Annotated in this window: 19 protein-coding genes; 17 read left to right on the forward strand and 2 right to left on the reverse strand. The window is 41.0% G+C overall.

Annotated features, from left to right (window positions below):
• The first annotated feature begins 140 nt into the window (after window positions 1–140).
• The 12 genes from B5Y40_RS07010 (at window position 141) to B5Y40_RS07065 (ending at window position 15,465) form a co-directional block, all read left to right on the forward strand.
• The gene (locus tag B5Y40_RS07010) at window positions 141–2,483 is read left to right on the forward strand and encodes a hypothetical protein (protein ID WP_079685964.1); all 2,343 of its coding nucleotides are present in this window, start codon (window positions 141–143) and stop codon (window positions 2,481–2,483) included.
• A gap of 73 nt (window positions 2,484–2,556) precedes the next feature.
• Window positions 2,557–4,911, forward strand: coding sequence for a heparinase II/III domain-containing protein (locus B5Y40_RS07015; RefSeq protein ID WP_079685965.1), 2,355 nt, complete (start codon window positions 2,557–2,559; stop codon window positions 4,909–4,911).
• 62 nt (window positions 4,912–4,973) lie between these two features.
• Window positions 4,974–6,224: a glycoside hydrolase family 88 protein gene (locus tag B5Y40_RS07020; protein WP_245840488.1), complete on the forward strand. Its 1,251-nt coding sequence runs from the start codon at window positions 4,974–4,976 to the stop codon at window positions 6,222–6,224.
• Between the two features lie 478 nt (window positions 6,225–6,702).
• The gene (locus B5Y40_RS07025; RefSeq protein WP_079685966.1) at window positions 6,703–7,461 is read left to right on the forward strand and encodes a ParA family protein; all 759 of its coding nucleotides are present in this window, start codon (window positions 6,703–6,705) and stop codon (window positions 7,459–7,461) included.
• Between the two features lie 5 nt (window positions 7,462–7,466).
• The gene (locus B5Y40_RS30060; RefSeq protein ID WP_079685967.1) at window positions 7,467–9,782 is read left to right on the forward strand and encodes a methyl-accepting chemotaxis protein; all 2,316 of its coding nucleotides are present in this window, start codon (window positions 7,467–7,469) and stop codon (window positions 9,780–9,782) included.
• A gap of 45 nt (window positions 9,783–9,827) precedes the next feature.
• The gene (locus B5Y40_RS07035; RefSeq protein ID WP_079685968.1) at window positions 9,828–10,349 is read left to right on the forward strand and encodes a chemotaxis protein CheW; all 522 of its coding nucleotides are present in this window, start codon (window positions 9,828–9,830) and stop codon (window positions 10,347–10,349) included.
• Complete coding sequence (locus B5Y40_RS07040; protein ID WP_079685969.1) at window positions 10,346–10,801, forward strand: chemotaxis protein CheD; 456 nt, start codon at window positions 10,346–10,348, stop codon at window positions 10,799–10,801. The genes B5Y40_RS07035 and B5Y40_RS07040 overlap by 4 nt, the downstream gene beginning before the upstream one ends.
• A 17-nt stretch (window positions 10,802–10,818) precedes the next feature.
• Window positions 10,819–11,175 carry a response regulator gene (locus B5Y40_RS07045; protein ID WP_079685970.1) on the forward strand — a complete coding sequence of 119 codons (357 nt, stop codon included), beginning with the start codon at window positions 10,819–10,821 and terminating at the stop codon, window positions 11,173–11,175.
• A gap of 6 nt (window positions 11,176–11,181) precedes the next feature.
• Window positions 11,182–12,225, forward strand: coding sequence for a chemotaxis-specific protein-glutamate methyltransferase CheB (cheB, locus tag B5Y40_RS07050; RefSeq protein WP_079685971.1), 1,044 nt, complete (start codon window positions 11,182–11,184; stop codon window positions 12,223–12,225).
• Window positions 12,222–13,934: a chemotaxis protein CheA gene (locus B5Y40_RS07055; RefSeq protein ID WP_079685972.1), complete on the forward strand. Its 1,713-nt coding sequence runs from the start codon at window positions 12,222–12,224 to the stop codon at window positions 13,932–13,934. The genes cheB and B5Y40_RS07055 overlap by 4 nt, the downstream gene beginning before the upstream one ends.
• Window positions 13,931–14,545, forward strand: coding sequence for a hypothetical protein (locus B5Y40_RS07060; RefSeq protein WP_079685973.1), 615 nt, complete (start codon window positions 13,931–13,933; stop codon window positions 14,543–14,545). Before B5Y40_RS07055 ends, B5Y40_RS07060 begins: the two co-directional genes overlap by 4 nt.
• Window positions 14,546–14,613: 68 nt before the next feature.
• Complete coding sequence (locus B5Y40_RS07065; protein ID WP_079685974.1) at window positions 14,614–15,465, forward strand: CheR family methyltransferase; 852 nt, start codon at window positions 14,614–14,616, stop codon at window positions 15,463–15,465.
• Window positions 15,466–15,473: 8 nt separating this feature from the next.
• Here B5Y40_RS07065 and B5Y40_RS07070 read toward each other — a convergent pair whose 3' ends face one another.
• Window positions 15,474–16,409 (reverse strand): NAD-dependent epimerase/dehydratase family protein, encoded by a 936-nt coding sequence (locus B5Y40_RS07070; protein ID WP_079685975.1) that lies wholly within the window; start codon window positions 16,407–16,409, stop codon window positions 15,474–15,476.
• A gap of 130 nt (window positions 16,410–16,539) precedes the next feature.
• The gene (locus B5Y40_RS07075) at window positions 16,540–17,448 is read right to left on the reverse strand and encodes an NAD(P)/FAD-dependent oxidoreductase (RefSeq protein ID WP_079685976.1); all 909 of its coding nucleotides are present in this window, start codon (window positions 17,446–17,448) and stop codon (window positions 16,540–16,542) included.
• A 717-nt stretch (window positions 17,449–18,165) separates the two neighbouring features.
• Here B5Y40_RS07075 and B5Y40_RS07085 point away from each other — a divergent pair.
• The 5 genes from B5Y40_RS07085 (at window position 18,166) to B5Y40_RS07100 (ending at window position 20,715) form a co-directional block, all read left to right on the forward strand.
• Window positions 18,166–18,507, forward strand: a complete 342-nt coding sequence (locus tag B5Y40_RS07085; RefSeq protein WP_079685978.1) for a hypothetical protein — start codon at window positions 18,166–18,168, stop codon at window positions 18,505–18,507.
• A gap of 50 nt (window positions 18,508–18,557) precedes the next feature.
• Window positions 18,558–18,725, forward strand: coding sequence for a hypothetical protein (locus B5Y40_RS29550; RefSeq protein WP_159453622.1), 168 nt, complete (start codon window positions 18,558–18,560; stop codon window positions 18,723–18,725).
• 438 nt (window positions 18,726–19,163) lie between these two features.
• Window positions 19,164–19,508, forward strand: coding sequence for a hypothetical protein (locus B5Y40_RS07090; RefSeq protein ID WP_143785645.1), 345 nt, complete (start codon window positions 19,164–19,166; stop codon window positions 19,506–19,508).
• Window positions 19,509–19,546: 38 nt separating this feature from the next.
• Window positions 19,547–20,095: a hypothetical protein gene (locus tag B5Y40_RS07095; protein WP_079685980.1), complete on the forward strand. Its 549-nt coding sequence runs from the start codon at window positions 19,547–19,549 to the stop codon at window positions 20,093–20,095.
• On the forward strand, window positions 20,092–20,715 hold the full coding sequence (locus B5Y40_RS07100) for a hypothetical protein (RefSeq protein WP_079685981.1): 624 nt from the start codon (window positions 20,092–20,094) through the stop codon (window positions 20,713–20,715). Before B5Y40_RS07095 ends, B5Y40_RS07100 begins: the two co-directional genes overlap by 4 nt.
• Window positions 20,716–20,737: the final 22 nt, after the last annotated feature.

Genomic DNA, 20,737 nt, shown 5'->3' on the forward strand with positions numbered 1-20,737 from the left:
GATTTGGTTTATGATTTATCGCCTTTGAGCCATAATTAATACGCCTTTTCTCCTCGTATCAGCAATTTTAGAACATTAAAATTTGTGTTATAGGAGTCTTTTGAGGATTAGGCACAAGGATAGTTTAAAGCAAAGTACCGATGATCTCTACCAAAGAAATGTATACTGTAAAGACGCTGTTGTTGGTAATATTAAGCAATATTTCTATTTGCGTTTCCGCGCAGTACAAGATTGCCGATACGATCATCACCGGAGAGGCAGCTTCTGAGAAAGTTCACGCATTGAAAGGGGTAAGAAGCGAAGCGATTATTGGTGCGCTGAATGAACCCGCACGAATTCTCTTACCTCCTGAGACTGCCTATTGGGAAGGAGGCAAGATCACATTCACGATGAAGGTAGATCCTGAGAAACAGAATTACTTCACGGCTAAATTCTGGGGCTCCGAAGCGAACCCGAATTCACTAGTACTGTCTTGTGAAGGTAAACAAATCGGGTATAATCATTTAGGAGATTATGATGTACTATATCTGGGCGATGAAGCGCCTGCTTATAAGGATCGTTTTTTTTATAATACAAGTCCATTGCCGATTTCACTGACCAAAGGCAGAAGTGAATTGAACTTTGAGATTCGCAGTCGCGGACCTGCCTGGCGTTACGGACAAACCTTCGAGCAATACCAGAAAAACATGGAGAAGTCAAGCTGTGGTATCTATCGCCTATATATACATACGAATAATTATTTTATACCACCTTCTCAAGAGAAGCAAGGCACTACACCAAAGCCCACGCTACGAAAAGAACCGGGTGAAGCTATACTGGTGAAACTGAAAGACCGGGTCAATAAAAATATTGACGCATTACTGAAGGGTACTTATCCATTGACGCAGCAGGAAATATTTTTCCTGGCGAAAGCGTGGCATGTTCGCTGGACAACGGCTTATCATAATCAAACTGTTCTGCCGCGCGTTGTTTACTCCATTGACGCATTCTTCTGGAGAAACCGTAAAGATCCGAAGTTGGTAACATACGATCCGCATCAATATAATCCTGACTGGTTTGGTTTCGGAACGATTGGCAGCGCTGTTCTTTTATTGGAGGAGCAACTTGCTCCAACATGGCAGGAGTCGATAACGGATAGCCTTGGGAATACAATCAACAGGAAAGCCGCCTGGGCAGAAATGCTCCTGGCGAGTCGCGAATATTTACGAACACACAGGCGACAGTATACTAATCAGTCGATGATTATAGACATGAATCTATACCTAAGCAACAAGTGTCTCGCAAGACTTGATGCAACGAGAGCCTTTTCTGAAGGTGAAGCACTTCGGTATATATATGAAGCTATAGGATTGCAACCGTGGCTCGGCAGTGATACTGATCATGGTCCTGAAAAACCGTTGGGTGATCAGTATTATCAGCTTACCGATAAAGGCCTTACAAAGGAGCTGGGTTATGTTGGCTATTACGGTGAGGTACTGGACTGGGTAACGCAAATATATATTGCTACCTGCAAGGCGAATGATCTTTCATCAGGGGATTTTAAAATAAAAGAGCAGCTTGTCAGAATGGCAAAGGCGCGCGCAATGTTTCGATATCCAACGGTGGATGCCGAGGGTAATAAAGCCATGCGCATCGAAACGATCATTGGCTGGCGCGATACACACTATCCCGGAGACGTTACCTATACTGAACGCCAGGGGTGGGATGCATCACCATTTCTTTCCGTGGTTGCCACGATGGATCAACAATCTATAGGATATGCACAGCAGATGTTAGAGGATAACCAGTTCTTTAAATCGGTTGAAGATAAAATGGCGACCAGTGCAAATCTTCGGGTTACACAAAGCCTGTTGCCGATCCCCGATCAGTATGAAACAATTCGGACACAACCACAGAGTATATATCGTTTGCCAATGTCATTTGATCAGCCTGACCTGGTGTGGTCTGACGAAGAGGATGGTGTAGTGGCTATAAAGAACGGTGATGATATACTCTACACATCCCTCTACTGGAGAGCACGGCATGCGGTTAACAACCTGGCGCGCGTTCACTACATAACACCGCTATTTGACCGCGTTGCTATAGTACAGCAGAAGACGGAGTTTGAACCCAGCGGTTTGGTATATAGTCGGCCTGATCACGTTGATTTTGGTTTTGGCAATGGAGGACATCAATATCCTGGCGACCTGCATTCTGCCCACGCAGGTGAAAAACTTCCGATCGCAAAAATTCCGGCAGGTATAGTATACAAGCAAGGTGAAGAGAATAGCTATGCAGGGCGAGCAGGCTTCTATATTCTTGAATATGGCGGCTACCTGATTGCTATGAATATGTCTGACAATAAAACATATACACTTACCGTTCCCGAGCATTTTAAAAATGCGATCAATCTGTCAACGCATGTAAGTATAAAGAAGGTCCAGTCCATAAAGATTGGCCCTAAGAAGACGCTTGTGCTTTATGAAAAAAATGGAAGTAAGTAAGCATAAGCATGATTTTCAATTTGTAGATCACGAATGTCTAACCTCTGAAGTAATTTATTAAATCCAGACCCGAATGTGTTCGCGCTATAAAATATACCTTACCCTTTTGTTACTATATGTAGTGTTTATACCTGCAATCTCACAAGATCGACAGGCCGGGCATCCGTTCTTGTTCTTTACAAAAGATCGCGTTCAACACTTGCAGGAAACAATAAAGAAAGATACCGCGATTGCCCGTGCCTGGAGTGACATGAAAACCAAAGTGGATCGCTTGTTGGCAGAAAGTAAAGAGGCAAATATAGAGGTGTTAAGCCTGGCCTGGTGTATGACCGGTGATGTGAAATATGCAGTGGCTGCCCGTAGCAACTTATTGCAGTTGATTGACCGGAAGCAGTGGGATGGAATGGATGATCGGACACCGCGTTGGAATTCCGGACTTAATACTGCACATACATGCTTTTCCGCAGCGGTGGCCTTTGATTGTATATATGTATACCTGACCCCGGCTGATCGAAAGCAGATAGCACAGGGGATTTTACAGCTTGGCATTAAGCCGTTGCTCGATGACTGGATTTCAGAAGACAAACGAATTCATTCCCTGAACTCGATGGGACACAATTGGTGGAGCGCCTGTGCGTATATGGCTGGCGTTGCGTCCATCGCGGTCAGACAGGAAATTCCCGAAGCAACGGAATGGGCTCACACCATTATGCAAGCCAGCAAGGAATGGTTTGCTTTTTCAGGAAGTGTTTTGGAAAATAAACCTTCGAACTTCGATGCTGCTGGAGGTTTCTATGAAAGTATAAGCTATGCTGATTTCGGAATGTCCGAGTATCTATACTTTCGTCTTGCATATACCCATGCATTTGGTGCAGTGAAAATGCCGTATGACGTGATGCTTGAAAAAACAGCGGACTGGTTTATCAACGGATGTTATCCAAATTCCAATCGTATGATGTCATTGAACTTTGGTGACTCAAATCCTTTTGCTACGGGCGTGAAGCCTATCAAACTTATGCTCGCCCTCGGGTATAAAAAAGAGCAATACCAATGGTACTTGCAAGAAGTAAAAAACAGTGTAAGCAGAGATATTACTTCTCCTGTAGGTTTGGTGCTCGAACCCGATTATGATAATAAGATTTCTGTGCCAGCTCTGCCTCCATCGGCTATATATAGTGATATGGGCTGGGCGATGCTGCGCTCATCTTGGAATAAGAATGCAACACTGCTTGGAATTAAATGTGGCTATACCTGGAATCACGCACATGCTGATGCTGGTTCCTTCGTGCTGTACCACCGCGGAAAAAATCTATTGATCGATGGGGGTGATGTGAATTACGGATTGCCCGAGTATAGCAGTTACTTTGTTCGAAGTGAAGCACACAACGTGATGTTGTTTAACGGTCAGGCACAGGACTCACAAGACCAGTATCATGCCGTTAAAAACCCTGGACGATTGTATAATCTGATCGATGCAGGTAAACTTAAATATATACTCGCCGATGCAACCGGTCCTACATCGCATTTTTTCCTGAGGAACTACAGGAATTTCCTCTGGGTCGGTAATGTCATTCTTGTAATAGACGATGTAAAGACGTATGAGCCTGGTAAATTTGAATGGCTTCTGCATGCTGAGAAGGATGTAAAGCAGAAAGGTCCTGATTTGGAGATTACCTGTGATTCTGCTTCTGTATTAGTACGTCCTTTATTCCCAGAGATGCTACCCACAGGCTACCCGCATGATTTTCCGGAGAAAATGAAACTGGAAGAAAGAGTCGGCATAAAAGATCGCGATGCAAAAACAAAGATTACCTATTATGCTATATCTCCAGCGGAGCCTTCACGCCAGACTAAATTTATAACCGCCATCCTGTTGCTGGATGATGCAAACAAACCTATAAAAACATTTACAGGTTCTTCCGGTGCCAGTGGAGCAGCTGGTCGAACCAACCTTCCTATACTTGAAAAACTGGAAGGCAAGGATATGATCGGGGTGAAGATAACACAAGGCGAGGAGGTGACTTATATATACTTTAACCTGTTGGCAGATGGAAGATTAATGCACCGGAACAGTATCAATACAATGAATGGTTGGGAAACCGATGCGTATATGTTGGTAATTACATTTCCAGAAAAATCCGATACTGGTAATCCTGACGATGCTACAGAATATTTTGTAAGCAACGGAAGTTTTTTACGAAAAGATGAAAAGGTAATCGTTCACTCACTTTCCAAAGTATTTATGTCGGTGCAACATGATGATGGTAAACTAAATGTTCATTTACAAGGGCAGCCAATAATTAATGTAAAGTTGCTTGCGAACAAAAAGCCAACTGTCTTACGGGTGAATGACGTGAACACGTCCCCTATATATACAAAAGGAAAGTTGAAAATTGTTCTGGATGAAACTGCAAAAAGCGATCGATGATCTTGATGATAGCTATTTTTTGGTCTATGTTAATGTGGGTATAAGCAGCTTATATATTGAATATGAAAGATGTAATGGTTACAAGTATGGTAAGTGAACAAGCTGCAAGACGGAGCATGTTAAAACGATATATACTGATGGCCGGTTTAATGATTCTTTTGGCGCTAACCAGTGCCGCATGGATTAAGTACAGGAATGACGCATCCTTGGATGTAAACGAGAATCTTGATTACTGCGTGGATCAGGCTCGTAAAACATTACTCCAAATTCCTGGCGGAGCTTTGATGCCTCGTAGTATCGACCATGATAAATCTTCCTGGCGATATGTACCCATCGAAGATTGGACAAGCGGCTTTTGGCCTGGTACGCTGTGGTATATTTACGAAGCCACTGGCGATGAACAATGGAGGGTAGAAGCGGATAGATATACCCGGATGCTCGCACCTTTATCACAACGCAGGGCAATGGATCATGATCTTGGGTTCCAAATGTTTTCAAGCTTCGGTAACGGCTATCGTCTTATACAAGATACTTCCTATAAAGAAATAATTCTTCGTACAGCCGATACGTTGGCAACGCTATATAATGAAGCAGCCGGAACCATCCGATCGTGGCCCGGAATGGTGAAGGAAAAAGGATGGCCGCACAATACGATCATCGATAATATGATTAATCTTGAATTATTATTCTGGGCCAGCAAGCATGGCGGTGATAAATCATTGTATGATATAGCTGTTCGTCACGCAGAGACGACCATGAAAAATCATTTCCGTCCTGACTATACGTCTTACCATGTTGTACTCTATGATACCCTTACCGGGGAGAAAATTAAAGGTATGACGCACCAGGGATTTTCAGATGAAAGTATGTGGGCTCGTGGACAGGCCTGGGCTATTTATGGATTTACAATGGTATATCGTGAAACGAAGGATCGCAGATTTCTCGATTTTGTACAAGCGGTGATAGATGTATACTTGTCTCATTTACCGGCAGACGATATTCCGTACTGGGATTTTAATGCGCCTCGTATTCCTCATGAGACTCGCGATGCTTCGGCCGCAGCCATTACTGCATCGGCTTTGCTTGAACTTGCAAGGTATGTTCCGAAGTCTAAGAGCGATTACTATCAGGAAAAGGCAACACGAATGCTATATATCCTTTCATCGGAGCAATACCAGAGCCGTAATCGTAACGCATCATTTCTTCTTCATTCAACAGGTCATCGGCCTAATGGAACGGAGGTTGATGCATCCATTATTTATGCTGATTACTATTATATCGAAGCATTGTTGAGACTAAAGGTCCTGCAATAAAATAAAGTACAATGTCCCGATGGCATCACAAAGAGCCATGTCGATCCATGTTAGCTTTTATGTTTGATATATACCTAATTATAGGTGATGCTTAATGTCAGGAAGCGGTTTTATTAGCTGATCTGAATGTCTATGTTTTTAATTGACTATAGGACCTTAAACTTACTGTAGGGGAACAGATAAGTCTTTCAATATTTTACAATTATAGTATTGGAGGCGGAGCCAGACGAAGTTTTAGAAATTTGATAAAACTGCAAAAAGTAATTTTTTAAGCAATCGTATTGCGCCTCTGTATCGACTACGGGTATATAGATAAGTGAAAATACGGAGGTCACTACGTGTATTAAGACTTATAATTCTATGTCTTTTAGCAAAAATGATTTTAAAACTTACAATATGTTATTACAGTGGTTAGGATAAATATAGATTGATATCGATTGATGACTTTTGATCTCGGAATGAAACTAAAACAGAACCGATGATCATCTCGATTGTCAATCATAAAGGAGGAACCGGTAAAACTACTACAACCTTAAATCTGGGGGCGGCCCTGGCATTGAAAGGATACCGTATTTTGTTGGTAGATCTTGATGCACAAGGTAATCTAAGCTATTCGCTGGGTGCAGCTGATGCAAGTGCAACGTTAAGCGATGTTTTGTTTGAAGAAGCGACATTGGAGGATGCACTTGTATCGTGTGAAGGTATGGATCTTTTACCCGGTAACACGAAGCTGGCGGACGTAGAACTCGCTCTATCTAAAATAGATAATCGGTATTTTTTGCTAAGGAATGCACTGCAACCTGCGGTTGATAAGTATGATTTTATATTGATGGACTGCCCGCCTTCGCTTTCACTTCTTACGGTAAATGCTTTATGCGCATCCGATAGTATACTGATTCCGCTCCAGCTTGAAGTATTGTCAGTGCGTGGACTTGATCTGATCCTCAATTCAATTTCCAAGATACAGGGGACACTTCATCCAGGTTTATCTATACTTGGCGTACTTCCTGTATTGGTAGATATGCGTAAGAATCTGAACACAGAAATTGTGTCCTATATAAATACGAATTACAAACTCAAAATTTTCGAGAGCTATATCCGCTCCAATGTAAAGGCATCGGAAGCGCCTTCTTTTGGATCCAGTGTTATTCAGTATGCGCCGTCTTCAACGAGCGCACAAGACTATATCAAATTTTCGAAAGAGTTTTTAAAAGCGATACAACTAACATTGAAATAACCACTATGGCTCTAGGTAAAAATCTAAGAAAGGAATCTGTATTGCCAACGGCAGTTCCGGCAAATCCAATTGATGACATAACAAGCTTTGAAAATAAAAAAGACATGGATACGAATTTTGCAATGACGGAGGATAGTGAATCCATTTTAAAGATGGAGCAGATGCAGCGTGAACTGGACGCTCGCATGGCGCAAATCAATATAGCTTGTATTGTTTCAGAAGCCGATCTGAAAGGTGATATAATCTTTGTGAACGACAAGCTTTGTGAAGTGTCTCAATATACCCGTGAAGAATGTATTGGCCAACCACACAGTATGTTTCGTCATCCGGATACCCCGAAGGCAGTATTCAAAGAACTTTGGGCTACAATAGGCAGAGGCAAAATATTCAGAAGTGTAATCAAGAACAGGAAAAAAGATGGCAGTCCATATTGGGTTGATGCGTTGATCGCGCCAATTCTTGGACCGAACGGGAAACCAATCAAATATATAGGAGTACGGTATGATATTACCGAGCAAGTACTCAAGGAAGAAGAACTGAAAAAATCGCAGATAGAATCCGAAGGACAGCTGGATGCCATCAACACGACCAATGCATTTATAGAGTTCAAAACCGATGGCACGATTGTAAAAGCGAACGATCTATTCCTGGAGGCGATGAAGTATCGACAGGAAGATATCGTTGGAAAGCATCACCGTATATTTTGTGAAGATAGTTTTGTCCGGTCGAAAGAGTATGAGCACTTCTGGGAAGACCTTCGTAAAGGTAAAGCACGGACCGGTGAATTTAAACGTGTTGCAAAAGATGGATCAGATGTATGGATCCAGGCAAGTTATACTCCTGTAAAAGATGCGACCGGTGAAGTCGTAAAGGTCATTAAGATCGGTGTGGATGTCAGCGTTCAGAAATTTAAGAATGGTGATTACCAGGGGCAGTTGGATGCGATTGGAAAATCAAACGCGGTGATCGAGTATAATATGGACGGCACCATCATCACAGCAAATGATAATTTCCTGGCAGCAATGGGAGGATACTCGCTAAATGAGATCGTAGGACGTCATCATCGTATGTTTGTCGATCAGGCGTATGCCAGAAGTGAAGAGTATAAAGATATATGGACCCGCTTGGGACGTGGAGAATTTTTTGTAGGTACATATTCGCGCATTGACAAGTATGGTAGGGAAGTATATCTGCAGGCATCCTATAATCCTATACTTGATCTGAACGGCCGGCCTTTTAAAGTTGTAAAGTTTGCATTGGATATGACCGAAGTAATTCGTGTCATTAAAGCAATGGCCGGTGGCAACCTGGCACTTCGCTGTGATATATCAGTAGACAACGGTGGGCTCACACAAGAGATTAACAAGACACTCGATAATCTTACTTCGGTGTTAAGTAATATTAGTCAGGGTTCAGATGTTGTTTCAAAATCATCAGATCTTCTGCAAAAGAAGACTGAAGAAATGAAACGTAATACAACGGAAGTTGCATCGGCAATGAGTCAGATGGCGAAAGGCGCGCAAGACCAGGCGCAGCGTACAGATGAATCATCGAAGCTTGCAAATCATGTTATGAACTCAGCTGCAGGCATGGAAAATAAAGCAGGCTTCATTAACAAAGCTGCTGAACGCGGTATGGAAAGTTCTAATTCTGGACTAAAGACTGTAAAGCATTTAGTGAAGAATATGAATGGTATAAAGGAGTCTGCAAGTCTCACGGCTCAATCCATTAGTGTATTGACAAAACGTTCTGAAGAGATAGGCCGTACGTTGCGTGTGATCACAGACATCGCGAGCCAAACTAATTTACTCGCATTGAATGCTGCTATTGAAGCTGCACGTGCAGGTGATGCAGGGCGTGGTTTTGCAGTTGTAGCGGAAGAGATACGCAAGCTCGCAGAAGATTCTCGTAAATCTGCAGTGGAGATTGAGAAGATCATCAGTGATGTGCAGAAAGACACTCATGCTGCCGGCAAAGCTATAGAAACCATGGAAGCCAGTGTAAAGGAAGGCACGCAGGCAACGGAAGAATCAGAACGTATATTCCAGGAGATAACAAAGTCTACAGAAGAGACCTTTGGTTTTTCAAAAGATATTCTGGATGCTGCGTCCGGTCAGAAGGGTGCCATTGATAGTGTAGTGAAAAATATAGAACAGATTGTAGTGGTGGCGGAAGAAACTGCTGCGGGTACCCAACAGGTTGCGGGCTCAAGCCAGCAAATGAATAATGGCATGCAGGAAATTTCAAGAGCAGGTGATGAACTCGCGGCTGTTGCTGCAGAGCTTCAGGCTGGTATTCAGCAATTCAAGCTTACGAAATAACGGTTTTATAAGAATATACTATATATAGTCTGATTTAATTGGCGTATGAGTACAAGAGCACAAGAAGAGAATAATCAAACCAGTGGGTACGCGAGTACTTTTCAAATTGTAGTATTCCGTCTCGGTGACGAAGAATATGGTATAAGCATTGATCAGATAAAGGAAGTCGTGATCACGCCAACCATTACGCGTGTTCCTCAAAAACCTGCATTCATTAAAGGTGTGGCAAACATTCGCGGGAACATTATCGCGATCCTGGACCTGGAGCAAAAATTCGGATTGCAAAAGACAGAAGAAACGATGCCGTCTAATAATAACTTTACACTTGTTATTGACAGTAACGAGTATAAAATGGGTGTGCTCGTAAAAGAGGTTCCCAATACACTTACTATATCTTCGAGTGCTGTTGAGGATTTTATCTTTACAGGTGATGGTAATGTTGAGCAGTCCTATATCAAAGGCATTGTTAAACTCGATAAAAGACTAATCATCATGATTGATATTTTCAAGGTACTCAGTCAGCAGGAAGAACAACAGATTTTTAAAAAACAAACTATTTCTATATGATGTCCCATATACTAAATATCAATGATATTGCTGTATCAGCAAAGCCTGTAGAACTTGTTTGCTTTGGCCTCGGCTCCTGCATCGGATTATTTGTTACCGATAGAATTAAGAAAGTTTCCGGTGGTGTACATATTCCCTTACCAGGCGGAACGACAGGCATAGACATGAAGGGCGCGGATGAATTGCTGGAGCAGATGCTGCAGAAAGTTCAAAGTAAAGGAGGTAACCTTAACCGGCTGCGCGCAAAAGTTACAGGAGGTTCGAGTATACTATCGCATGAAAATGCTATTGGAGAGCAGAATGCTCTTTCAGTGGTACAACTGCTTCAGGCAAGAAAAATATATATAGCAGCAACCGACCTGGGCGGAAATGTATCGCGATCGGTCCGTTTTAACAGCGTTACTCAAGAGCTTATTATTTCTACCTCTACACATGAATTTTATAAGATTTAAAGTAAACGACACCCTGTATGAGTAAAAATGTTTTAGTAGTTGATGACTCACTTTATATGAGAACCATTATCAAAGACGCGCTTGAGCAAGGCGGATATACAGTTGTCGGCCAGGCAGCCAGTGGTGAGCAGGCTATAGATATGGCATTTGATCTTAACCCCGATATCATAACACTCGATAATATTCTTCCGGATATGCTCGGCAGCGATATCCTTAAAGTATACCGCGCGGAAGGACTATCCTCCAAGATAATTATGATTAGTGCGGTAGGGCAGGAGTCTGTTATTCAGGAGGAACTCAGCCTGGGCGCCATTGCCTATATAGTAAAGCCTTTTACAACGGAGCAGCTATTGCAAACCTTTCACGCGCTTTAATTAAACGTGAGCAAAAAGAAAATCAATACGCTTTTAATTGACGACTCCGGGCTTATGCGCATCATACTTTCTGACTTGCTTCGTGAAGATAGTAGAATCAATCTACTAGCTACTGCGAGTAACGGACGTGACGGTGTTGCAAAAGCAAAGGCGTTGAAGCCTGATGTTGTCATTACAAATATGATTATGCCGCTTTACGATGGGCTATTTGTCGTGAAAGCGCTTATGAAAGATATGCCCTTGCCTATTATTTTAATCAGCTCACTTCAACGCACAGACCCACAAATATTTGATGCTTTACAGGAAGGCGCTTTTGCCTTTTTAGAGAAACCGCAGGAGCAAGAAATCTCCAATGGATATCCGCGTCTGAAAACACTTGTATACAAGGCAAGCCAGGGAAGCGATCTTGACTTTACTCACGACACAGGTGTAAGCAATGTAGCCGAATATACTTCATCAGCTCTACCCCAATACGATATTATAGCGATCGGTGTATCTACCGGTGGCCCGAAGGCAATTGAACATATAGTTCATAATTTACCCCAGACTATAGATGTACCGATTATTATAGCGCAACATATGCCGGAGTCTTTCATTGAGTCCTTTGCAAGCCGCCTGAATGAGACATCCGTAATCAATGTTTCAGTTGTGACCGATGGAGAAATTTTGCATCCTAATCATGTTTACCTGGCACCAGGTACTTCTAATATTCGCGTCTATAGAAATGAACATCAAAAACCGGCAGTCAGGTTTGTGAAGGATATATATAAAGAATTTAATAATCCTTCGATTGATTGCCTTTTTGAATCTATCGCAGAAATATACAGACACCGCGCAATGGCAATTGTGTTGACAGGCATGGGTAGAGATGGCACGGTAGGATTAACGAAAATAAAAGCACAGCGAGGTCTTACCATCGCACAAGATGAAGCATCTTCCGTTGTTTACGGCATGCCCAAGGTAGCTTTTGAATCGGGTGCAGCAACGCATCAATTGCCCATTACAGAAATTCCGGATTTCATTATACATAGCTTATACTTCCTTTCATGAGCAATAAAGAAGAAGAATATCGTGAAATCTTTTTGACAGAAGCACTAGAGAATTATACAGAGATCAATCGGCTGTTGACGGTTCTGGAAAAAAATCCTTCGGATATAAAACCGGTACATGCATTGTTTCGCATAACGCATACGCTAAAAGGCAACGCTACCGGTATGGGCTATGAGAAAATTGCAGAAGTAGCGCATGTTCTGGAAGATCTCTTTGATGCGATCCGTGACCAAAGGATAATGATCACTCCGGACATTTTTAAGTCTGTGTATAAAGCAGCGGATATAGTGGGGGAGTTGATCCAGGCAGTAAAGGAACCTCGTGATGTAAAATATAGAGGTATAAAAACAAAGCTTGAGGTATTGCTTCGCGAAGCTCAGCATAATCATGCGGTTACGATAAATACTCAGGCAATACTTCAAAGTATATCTGGAACAGATGAGGACGACCGTCAACTTGATATTATAGCAGAGGAACAATCCGATGAAGAAAGCGTTGACTTGAAATTTTCGTTTTCCGACTTGGTACAAGTACCGGTTCAAAAACTTGATAATTTGCTGAACCTGGTGGGAGAATTGATAATTGAACGTGATCGCATCATCACTTCCGGTAATGGGAGACATACTACCAGTGAATACTCGCGGCTTAGCCGCATCTCATCCGACCTGCAATATTCGGTGATGGATGTAAGACTTGTGCCGGTTGATTTTCTTTTTAATAAATTTCATCGCATAGTTCGCGATGCAGCTACGAAAGAACAAAAATCAGTAACCTTAAAATTAAAAGGTACTGAAACGGAGATTGATCGAAATATACTTCAGGTGATCAGCGATTCCCTTATTCACCTGATCCGCAATGCTGTTGGTCATGGTATAGAAAAACCTGAGGTACGGAAGCAGGCAGGTAAAGCTGAGGAAGGAGTTGTTACGCTTGAGGCAAGTAGCGAATCTGACACTGTTATTATTACCATACAAGATGATGGTGCCGGAATTGACATGCCGCATATTCGGAAGAAAGCAATTGAAAAAGGTTTCCTCAATAATCAGGAGGCAACACAATGGAGTGATGCCGATATCATGATGCTAATCTTCGAGCCCGGCTTTTCAACAATGGAAGAAGTTACCGCGATTGCTGGAAGGGGTGTCGGAATGGATGTAGTAAGGAAAGCGCTTGATTCCATTGGTGGTACAATTCATATACAATCAACAAAAGGAGAGGGTACTACATTTTACATGCGTCTCCCGTCATCCATGGCGGTAAAGTCAACACTTCTTTTCGAATTGAACAATGAAACTTTTGCTATACCATTGTCCTATACAGAATCTGTAATTTCAATATATAAATCAGATATACATGCAGTGGCCCATGGATTGATCTCTGTACATCTGGGGAAAACAATCTCACTTGTATTTTTGAATGACTTGTTCAAGCATGAAAAGAACAGTGTAAAAACATTGGAACAATTGCATCCGGAGGCACGGATCGAAGTGGTCGTTGTTACATTCAATGGTAAACGAATGGGCTTCATCGTAGATAAATTATTGCAACAGAAAGAAATTATAGAGAAGCCACTTCATAAACCTGCAGATGGTATATCCTATATAAGTGGTGTTACTATTCTTGGAAATGGAAATGTATGTCTGGTTTTGAATATTCCAGGTATTCTAAATGTTATTAATCATAATCAATTTAATAAAGTGAGTTTATGACTATATCTGATCACGTAAAGAAAAAGACTTCTGGAAGCGCAAAGATTGCTTTTGAAAATGGGTTTGAGAATGCAGCCGCGTCATTCTCTAAATTTATTAGCACAGAAACGTCCTATACCATGCTACACCAGGGGCTTCATGCAGTGGAAGATGATAGTATCCACGGATTGAATATTAATGGGAAGAGTGGCACAAACTTTCTGTTGACCACTGACATCGTAGGGGATGTGTATGGCAAGAGTTATCTTTTGCTGGATGCTTCCGAGTTTGATGCGCTTTCGAGTGGTGTGTACGCGAAGGAAGAAACCATGATGGACATTAAGGAAGAGTTCATTAAAGAGCTGGATAACATTCTGTCCGCTTCGGTTATCACCAAGCTTTCCAATGAGTTGAATCTGAATATATATGGAAATATACCGATTCTTGTAAAGCCACAGAGTTGCTGTTTAATGAATATAATTTATGACGATTTCTCAGAGGACTCGGAAGGTATATATGTTAACGCAATCCATTTTAGCTTTGAGAAATATCCTATGTTAACACCTTACTTTGTATGGGTAATGGATCTCAATGTTTTTGACACGATAGAATCGAAATCAGAATTATCCTAATCTATTTGCGAAGTCTGTTAATTCCGATCGTCAAAACACTATTGATTACTTAGATCCCGAAGGAATGTATGAGTGAGAAGCTATATAAGCCTTCAGAAACAATAACGATCACCGATGAAGAGCTTCAATCTCTTGCCTTGGCTATCTTTAAACGTCATGGTATTGATTTTACCTGCTATGAACGTCTTTCATTGAAGCGAAGGATCATCCGTGCAATGGGTATCTTTAATATAGATTCGATCCATGGGCTGTGGACAATGATTCTTTCCGACCGCGCATTTATTTATTCCTTCATGGACGAAATCAGTGTCGGACTAACAGCTTTATTTCGCGATCCTGTTCTCTGGCGAAAGTTGAAGTCGCTTTTGAGGAATGACCAGATGATCTCAAAGTCTTCCTTGGCAATCTGGCATGCGGGCTGTTCTACGGGCGAAGAGATTTATAGTATGGGCATTGTTCTGAAGGAATCGATGTACGAGAAGCCGGTTACAGCATGGGCGACAGATATCAGCAAGCAATCCATTGATCATGCGCAGCGTGGTGAATATCACCAGATGAAATTTCAGGAATATGAGCAGAACTATAAAGAGTATAACATATATGGCTCTCTAAAGAATTATGCAGTACAGGATGCAGGGTCTTTTCGAATGTATACCGGACTTGTTGATCACGTAACATTCGAATATCATAACCTGATCACAGATCAGTTCAATAAAAAATTCGATATCATCTTTTGTAGGAACGTGATGATATACTTTGATAATGGAGCCAAGAGCAAGCTCCTGAAAAAATTCCATGAGTCACTTAATCCTGGAGGACTATTAATCATCGGATTCTATGACGCCATCATGTCATTGATTGATCCTGATAAATTCCAAGTTCTCGATTTGAATGCCAAGATCTTTATAAAGGTTGAATAGTTAGTCTGTTATGCAGGTTTATAGCCGGACCGGATCGTGTCCTCGATGCCTTGCTGATAAGAGGTTGGTTTTATGCCAAATCGTTTTTCAAATTTGCTGCTGTTAAATATATAGTCTCTGTCGTACTGATACATCATTTCCGCCAGTTCTTTCATCAGTGGTATAAATAATCCAGTAATCTTTACTATGAATTTTGGCACGGCACGAAATTTAGGTTTGACACCCATTTCAACTGCAATTGCTTCCACCCATTCTTTTCCGGTAAGCGGATTCGATGCTGTTGGTAAATGCCAAACCTGGTTGTATGCATCCGGAGTGTTTCCCAGTAATGCTGTTGCTCTTCCTGCATCCGGTGTATAGGTAAAGGAGTGTTTGAATTTTGTTGCGCCCATCCAGTTTGCTTTCTCTCCTTTACCCAAAGGCTTTATAACCGTTTCGGTAAGCATACTTGTATTTTGAATTGCCGGGCCATAAAAATCTGCTGACCGTGCTATCAACGCAGTAAGTTTTCCGAGCCGTACTTCATTCATTATGGTTTCGGCTATTGTAGCCCGTAGTTTCCCTTTTTCACTGGGCGGATTTATAGGTGTTTCTTCCGTCATCCCATTCAAGTAGTTTGAATCGTACATATAGATGTTGTCGAAGAATACCAGCTTTGCATTATACTCTTTGCATGCCGCGATTACATTGCGAATAAGTTTAGGCCAACTCTCTTTCCATACTTTTAGTGTATAGGGGAAACCTACCGTAACGTATACTATAGATGATCCTTGTACAGCCTTTCGGACTTCGTCAAGATTCAGTAGGTCGGCAGAAACCAGTTGATCCGTGGCATTTACCTTCGCAGGTTTTCTGCTTACCAGTCTTATATCTTGCGTATACTCAGCAAGTGCTTTTGCTAATTCAACTCCGATAGCTCCGCCAGAACCTAATATGGTTTGCATACCTTATTGTTAAAATAGGTTTTGTATGAATATCAATAATAAAATTGAATTCATGTCTACAATGACGCATCACTCTTAATTTTATTGTGGTATGCCAGCGGCCGATATACCAGGTTGGAAAGGCATAGCCTCAAAACGTCTCCTCAATAAATTCTTTATTCATAAAAGCTCCGGCTTTGGTTCCTGACGCAGTCGCGAACGAAACAGATCTGAAAATACTCGAGTTATCACCGGCAACAAAGATTCCGGGAATACTGGTTTTGCCAAACTCATCCGTTTTAATGAAAGACTGCTCCGTTATTTCGCAGCCCAGTTCCTGAGGTATAGTACAATGTTGTTGGTGGGAAATCCTTGCAAATATAGCGTCCACTTTTTCTTTTGAGCCATCTTTAAAAACAACACTGGCTATATTTCCATTGGTGTGTTCTAGCACAGCGATTTCCTTTTCATTGATTTTAATACCGTGGCTTTTTATTTTTTCAGTGTGCTCTTTTGTAACCAATGATTTCCCATTTGTGAAGAGGATGAGGTCTTTGCTCCAGTTATATAGCAGCCTGCTCAATTCAAATCCCAAATCACCATTGGCCAAAAGTCCGATTGTTTTATTCTTGAATTCATATCCATGGCAGTATGGGCACGGCACAACAGAGATACCCCAGCATTCAGAAAATCCCTCGATCGGTAGCATTTGATCAACCACGCCTGTGGCAAAGAGTAATTTTTTTGAAGTAAATATTTCACCAGACAGCGTTGTGATTTCAAAACCATAGTGGGTTCTATTGCCGCGTATAGCCAGGTCGTTAATAAAGTTTACCGTGCTGTATTTCAATACCTGCTGCTTGGCAACCTCGGTTATTTCCTTGGGAGTCTTGCCATCTTGCGTGATAAAATTATGTGAATGAGGAGCTTTACGATTGCAAGGTTGGTTGCTGTCTATTATCAATACTTGCCTTAGCGATCTGCCCAAGGCCATTGCTGCCGAGAGTCCTGCAAAGCTTCCGCCTATTATAATTACTTCGTAAATTTTTTTGGTGGTCATGGATTTTATGCTTTATCGTTTTCAGCAATAGAACATACCGCAAATCTATTTAGTTGCAACATTGTTGCATTTATTTTGATATAAAAGATTCACTCATTCAATGATATATAAAGTATTGTAAATCTGTTTTGTAGGGTCTGAAAATGAATGTGGCGAACAAAGGTGGAATGGTGTGATAAGGATATAGGTATATCTAAGCTTCCCTATAAATCATTGAAGTGTGGTACTATCTTCAAAGCTGCAGTCAGCTTTACAAACAGTCATTAGCTGACGTACCGATGGGCTTGTTATCCGTACGATCCAATCTTTCCAAATGGGATGCAATACAATTTGCTCGTTTGCGTCACTGATTAAAATATCCGGGTACTCATCTATAAATACAACGTACAAGTGCTTTTGATACCTTATTTTTTGATGGGTCTCCGCATTGAATTCCATAGGATTGCCGTGTAAATTGGTTTAGGATAATTGTAATAGTACAAATACATTTTTTAGCGAATAAAATGGAGTAGTATTTTTGTACCACTCATCACGTAGTAAAAAAATACTATGACACGCATTGGAAATAAATTATTTACGAGCTGGCATGAATTTTTTTGAATCTTTTCGTGTAGTAGACAGCGAGTTGGAAAGCAATGAGAACTTTCGAGATATGCAAGACCTCCAAACTATATTGTTGAATCCTTTTTTGTGCTATCATTGAGTATTCATTCATCTATGCTTAACGTGTCGGCAGAGGTTCAAGTGTTGAGATTATCAACAGAGAAAATAATAGAACTCATTCATCAAACTCGTAACGATCTTATAACATCACACCTGGAGGATGATGCTATTCAAGCTTACTTCAATAGCCACTTTCATCTTGATAAAGTGAGTGCTATAAAAGTGGAATTTTTGAAGCGCGATCTGAAGGAGCTTTTGTCAACGCCGATAGATCTCGTGCATTACGCTGCTGCGATTAAGGAAATAAAGGAGTTTAATAATGTTACTTTAATAAGTAATCATCATCAAACTTTCATGCAGGAAATCGATACCCTCTTCAAGAAATATATATTCTGAAAAAAAGAAGCAGCACTCTCTTCTTCTAATGATTCTTATTAAATAACTATATGGAAATTGAAATTGGCCGTCAGTACTTACTGGACGGTAAAACCCCTGTGTCAGTTGTAAAAGCAATCAACAAAGCAAAAACGGTATATAGTATAGTCGTGGGACAAAGTATCATCACCGTTGAAAAGGAAAGATTAAAAGACATGGAGCCTGTTAAAGAAGGATAAACCGGGAGGTTACATCTCTGTTACAACGCTGATCTATATCAAGATACTTTGCATAGAGCATCTTGACTATTTGATTGGAAAATTATCTTAAGGCGCTGAAGTGCTATAGTCAGAATTTTTCTTATTCTATATCAGAGAAATTCTGATACGGCATTCATCAGACCATACCCTGTTTTTGGTTATAATTCAGAGGCCTATATTCTATTATAAAGCGCTTATACCTTGTTTTAAACCCAGGTAAGCAATATCGCAGTCACAAGCAGTGACTTTTGCGATCCGTTTGTTTTCAAAATCTCCAGAATTACATTGTCATAACGCTGTTTAGCGTAATCTTTCCGCGTATTTCCACCCCTTCCCTTATTTTTTTAAAATCAGTTTTCCCCTGATTTATACCGTTCATCGAGCGACCATCTTTGCTTTAACAACAACTAAAAATTTATGAGGACTTTCAGAATGTCGACCGATACAGCACGAAGACCGCTTTTCATCGATTTCGATGCCTATACCGATGGCGATCCTGAATTTAAAAAGGAAATAACCGATCTGATGATCGACAACCTGCAAGAGATGCAGCAAGTACTTCAAATCGCATCCAAGCAAAATGATCTCGCTTTATTTCAGAAGGTCTGTCATAAAATCAAAGCAACGTTGGATATGCTCGAAGACAAAGAGTTGTTGGAAGTTGTAGCGCAGTTGAAAATTTCGATGGCAGATGCTGAGCTGGTAAAACTGCTCGACAGGTTATGTATAGATATTATAGCAAGTCTCAACGAAAGCAAATGACCTTACTGGTACTTGCCAGTTTTATATAGTACATAATTATGGAGGAATCTGCATTCGACAAAATTGATATTTTCCTGACTGTGGATAGGCAAACCATTAACAACTATTTCAATAGCCATGATCCAGCGCCTATATATAAGCGTCAGCTCAGTCATCAGTTAGAAGAGTATATCCGTACATCGGTTCTGTCTGCGAAACGATACTCGGCTATATTTTACAAGTTTAAGTGCATTAGTGAAATTGATAAGCAATATGCTATGCCACTGATGTATGCTATACGAACGCATTACTTGAAAAAAAAGGAAATGCGCGAAAAGGAGTTTAAAAGATTCAGGAATCGCAGTTGGATACTTCTTGGTATTAGTCTCGTGATGGTTTTGATCTGTCAGGGATTTATACCCATGATGTTGGATGAACACAATAGATTACATACTGCATTGGGCAACAGTCTTGATATTTTTAGCTGGGTACTTTTATGGCGGCCAATTGACTTGTTACTCTTTTATTGGAATCCACATTTGAAGGATATCTCTTTATTAAACAAACTGGCAACTGCAGAACTGATTGTTATCGACAACGAAAAATGAAAATTCAAATCATTTTCATAGTAGCGTTTATAACCATCCTTATACCCAAAGTATACGGACAGGCGGGATTTGAACAATACTATTATGTTCAGGATAAGGAAGCTGTTGAGTTCGTACCCGTTGTTAGTTTTCAGGCGAAGAATAACTGGTATGCCGAAGCCCGGTATAATTATGAAGAGAAGAATACATTTTCTTTATATGCAGGAAGAAAATTTTCAGGCGAATGTAAAAAGCTGATGTATTCCCTCACACCGATTATGGGCGCAGTGACGGGTGAGCTGGATGGTGGATCAGCAGGTATGAATGTATCTGCAGAATTAGAAGGTGTTTTCTTTTCGTCACAATCGCAGTATACATTTTCGCCCAAAGATCCCACATGTGATTTTTTGTTTAGCTGGTCAGAGTTGGGATACGAAATTTCATCGTGGTTTTATCTGGGGGTTAGCATGCAGCATACGCGTATGCTACATACAAACACACAGATATTCGAACACGGTGCCGTTATAGGTTTTGAATTTGGAAAGTGGACAATCCCGGTCTATAGTTACAATACGTTTGATCGGGGACGATATTTTGTATTGGGTATAAATCTGGGTATCGGATCTAAACCGGCACAGTAACCCTTAACAACAATCTTACGAA

The sequence above is a fragment of the Ohtaekwangia koreensis genome (assembly GCF_900167975.1).
GTDB classification, from domain to species: domain Bacteria; phylum Bacteroidota; class Bacteroidia; order Cytophagales; family Cyclobacteriaceae; genus Ohtaekwangia; species Ohtaekwangia koreensis.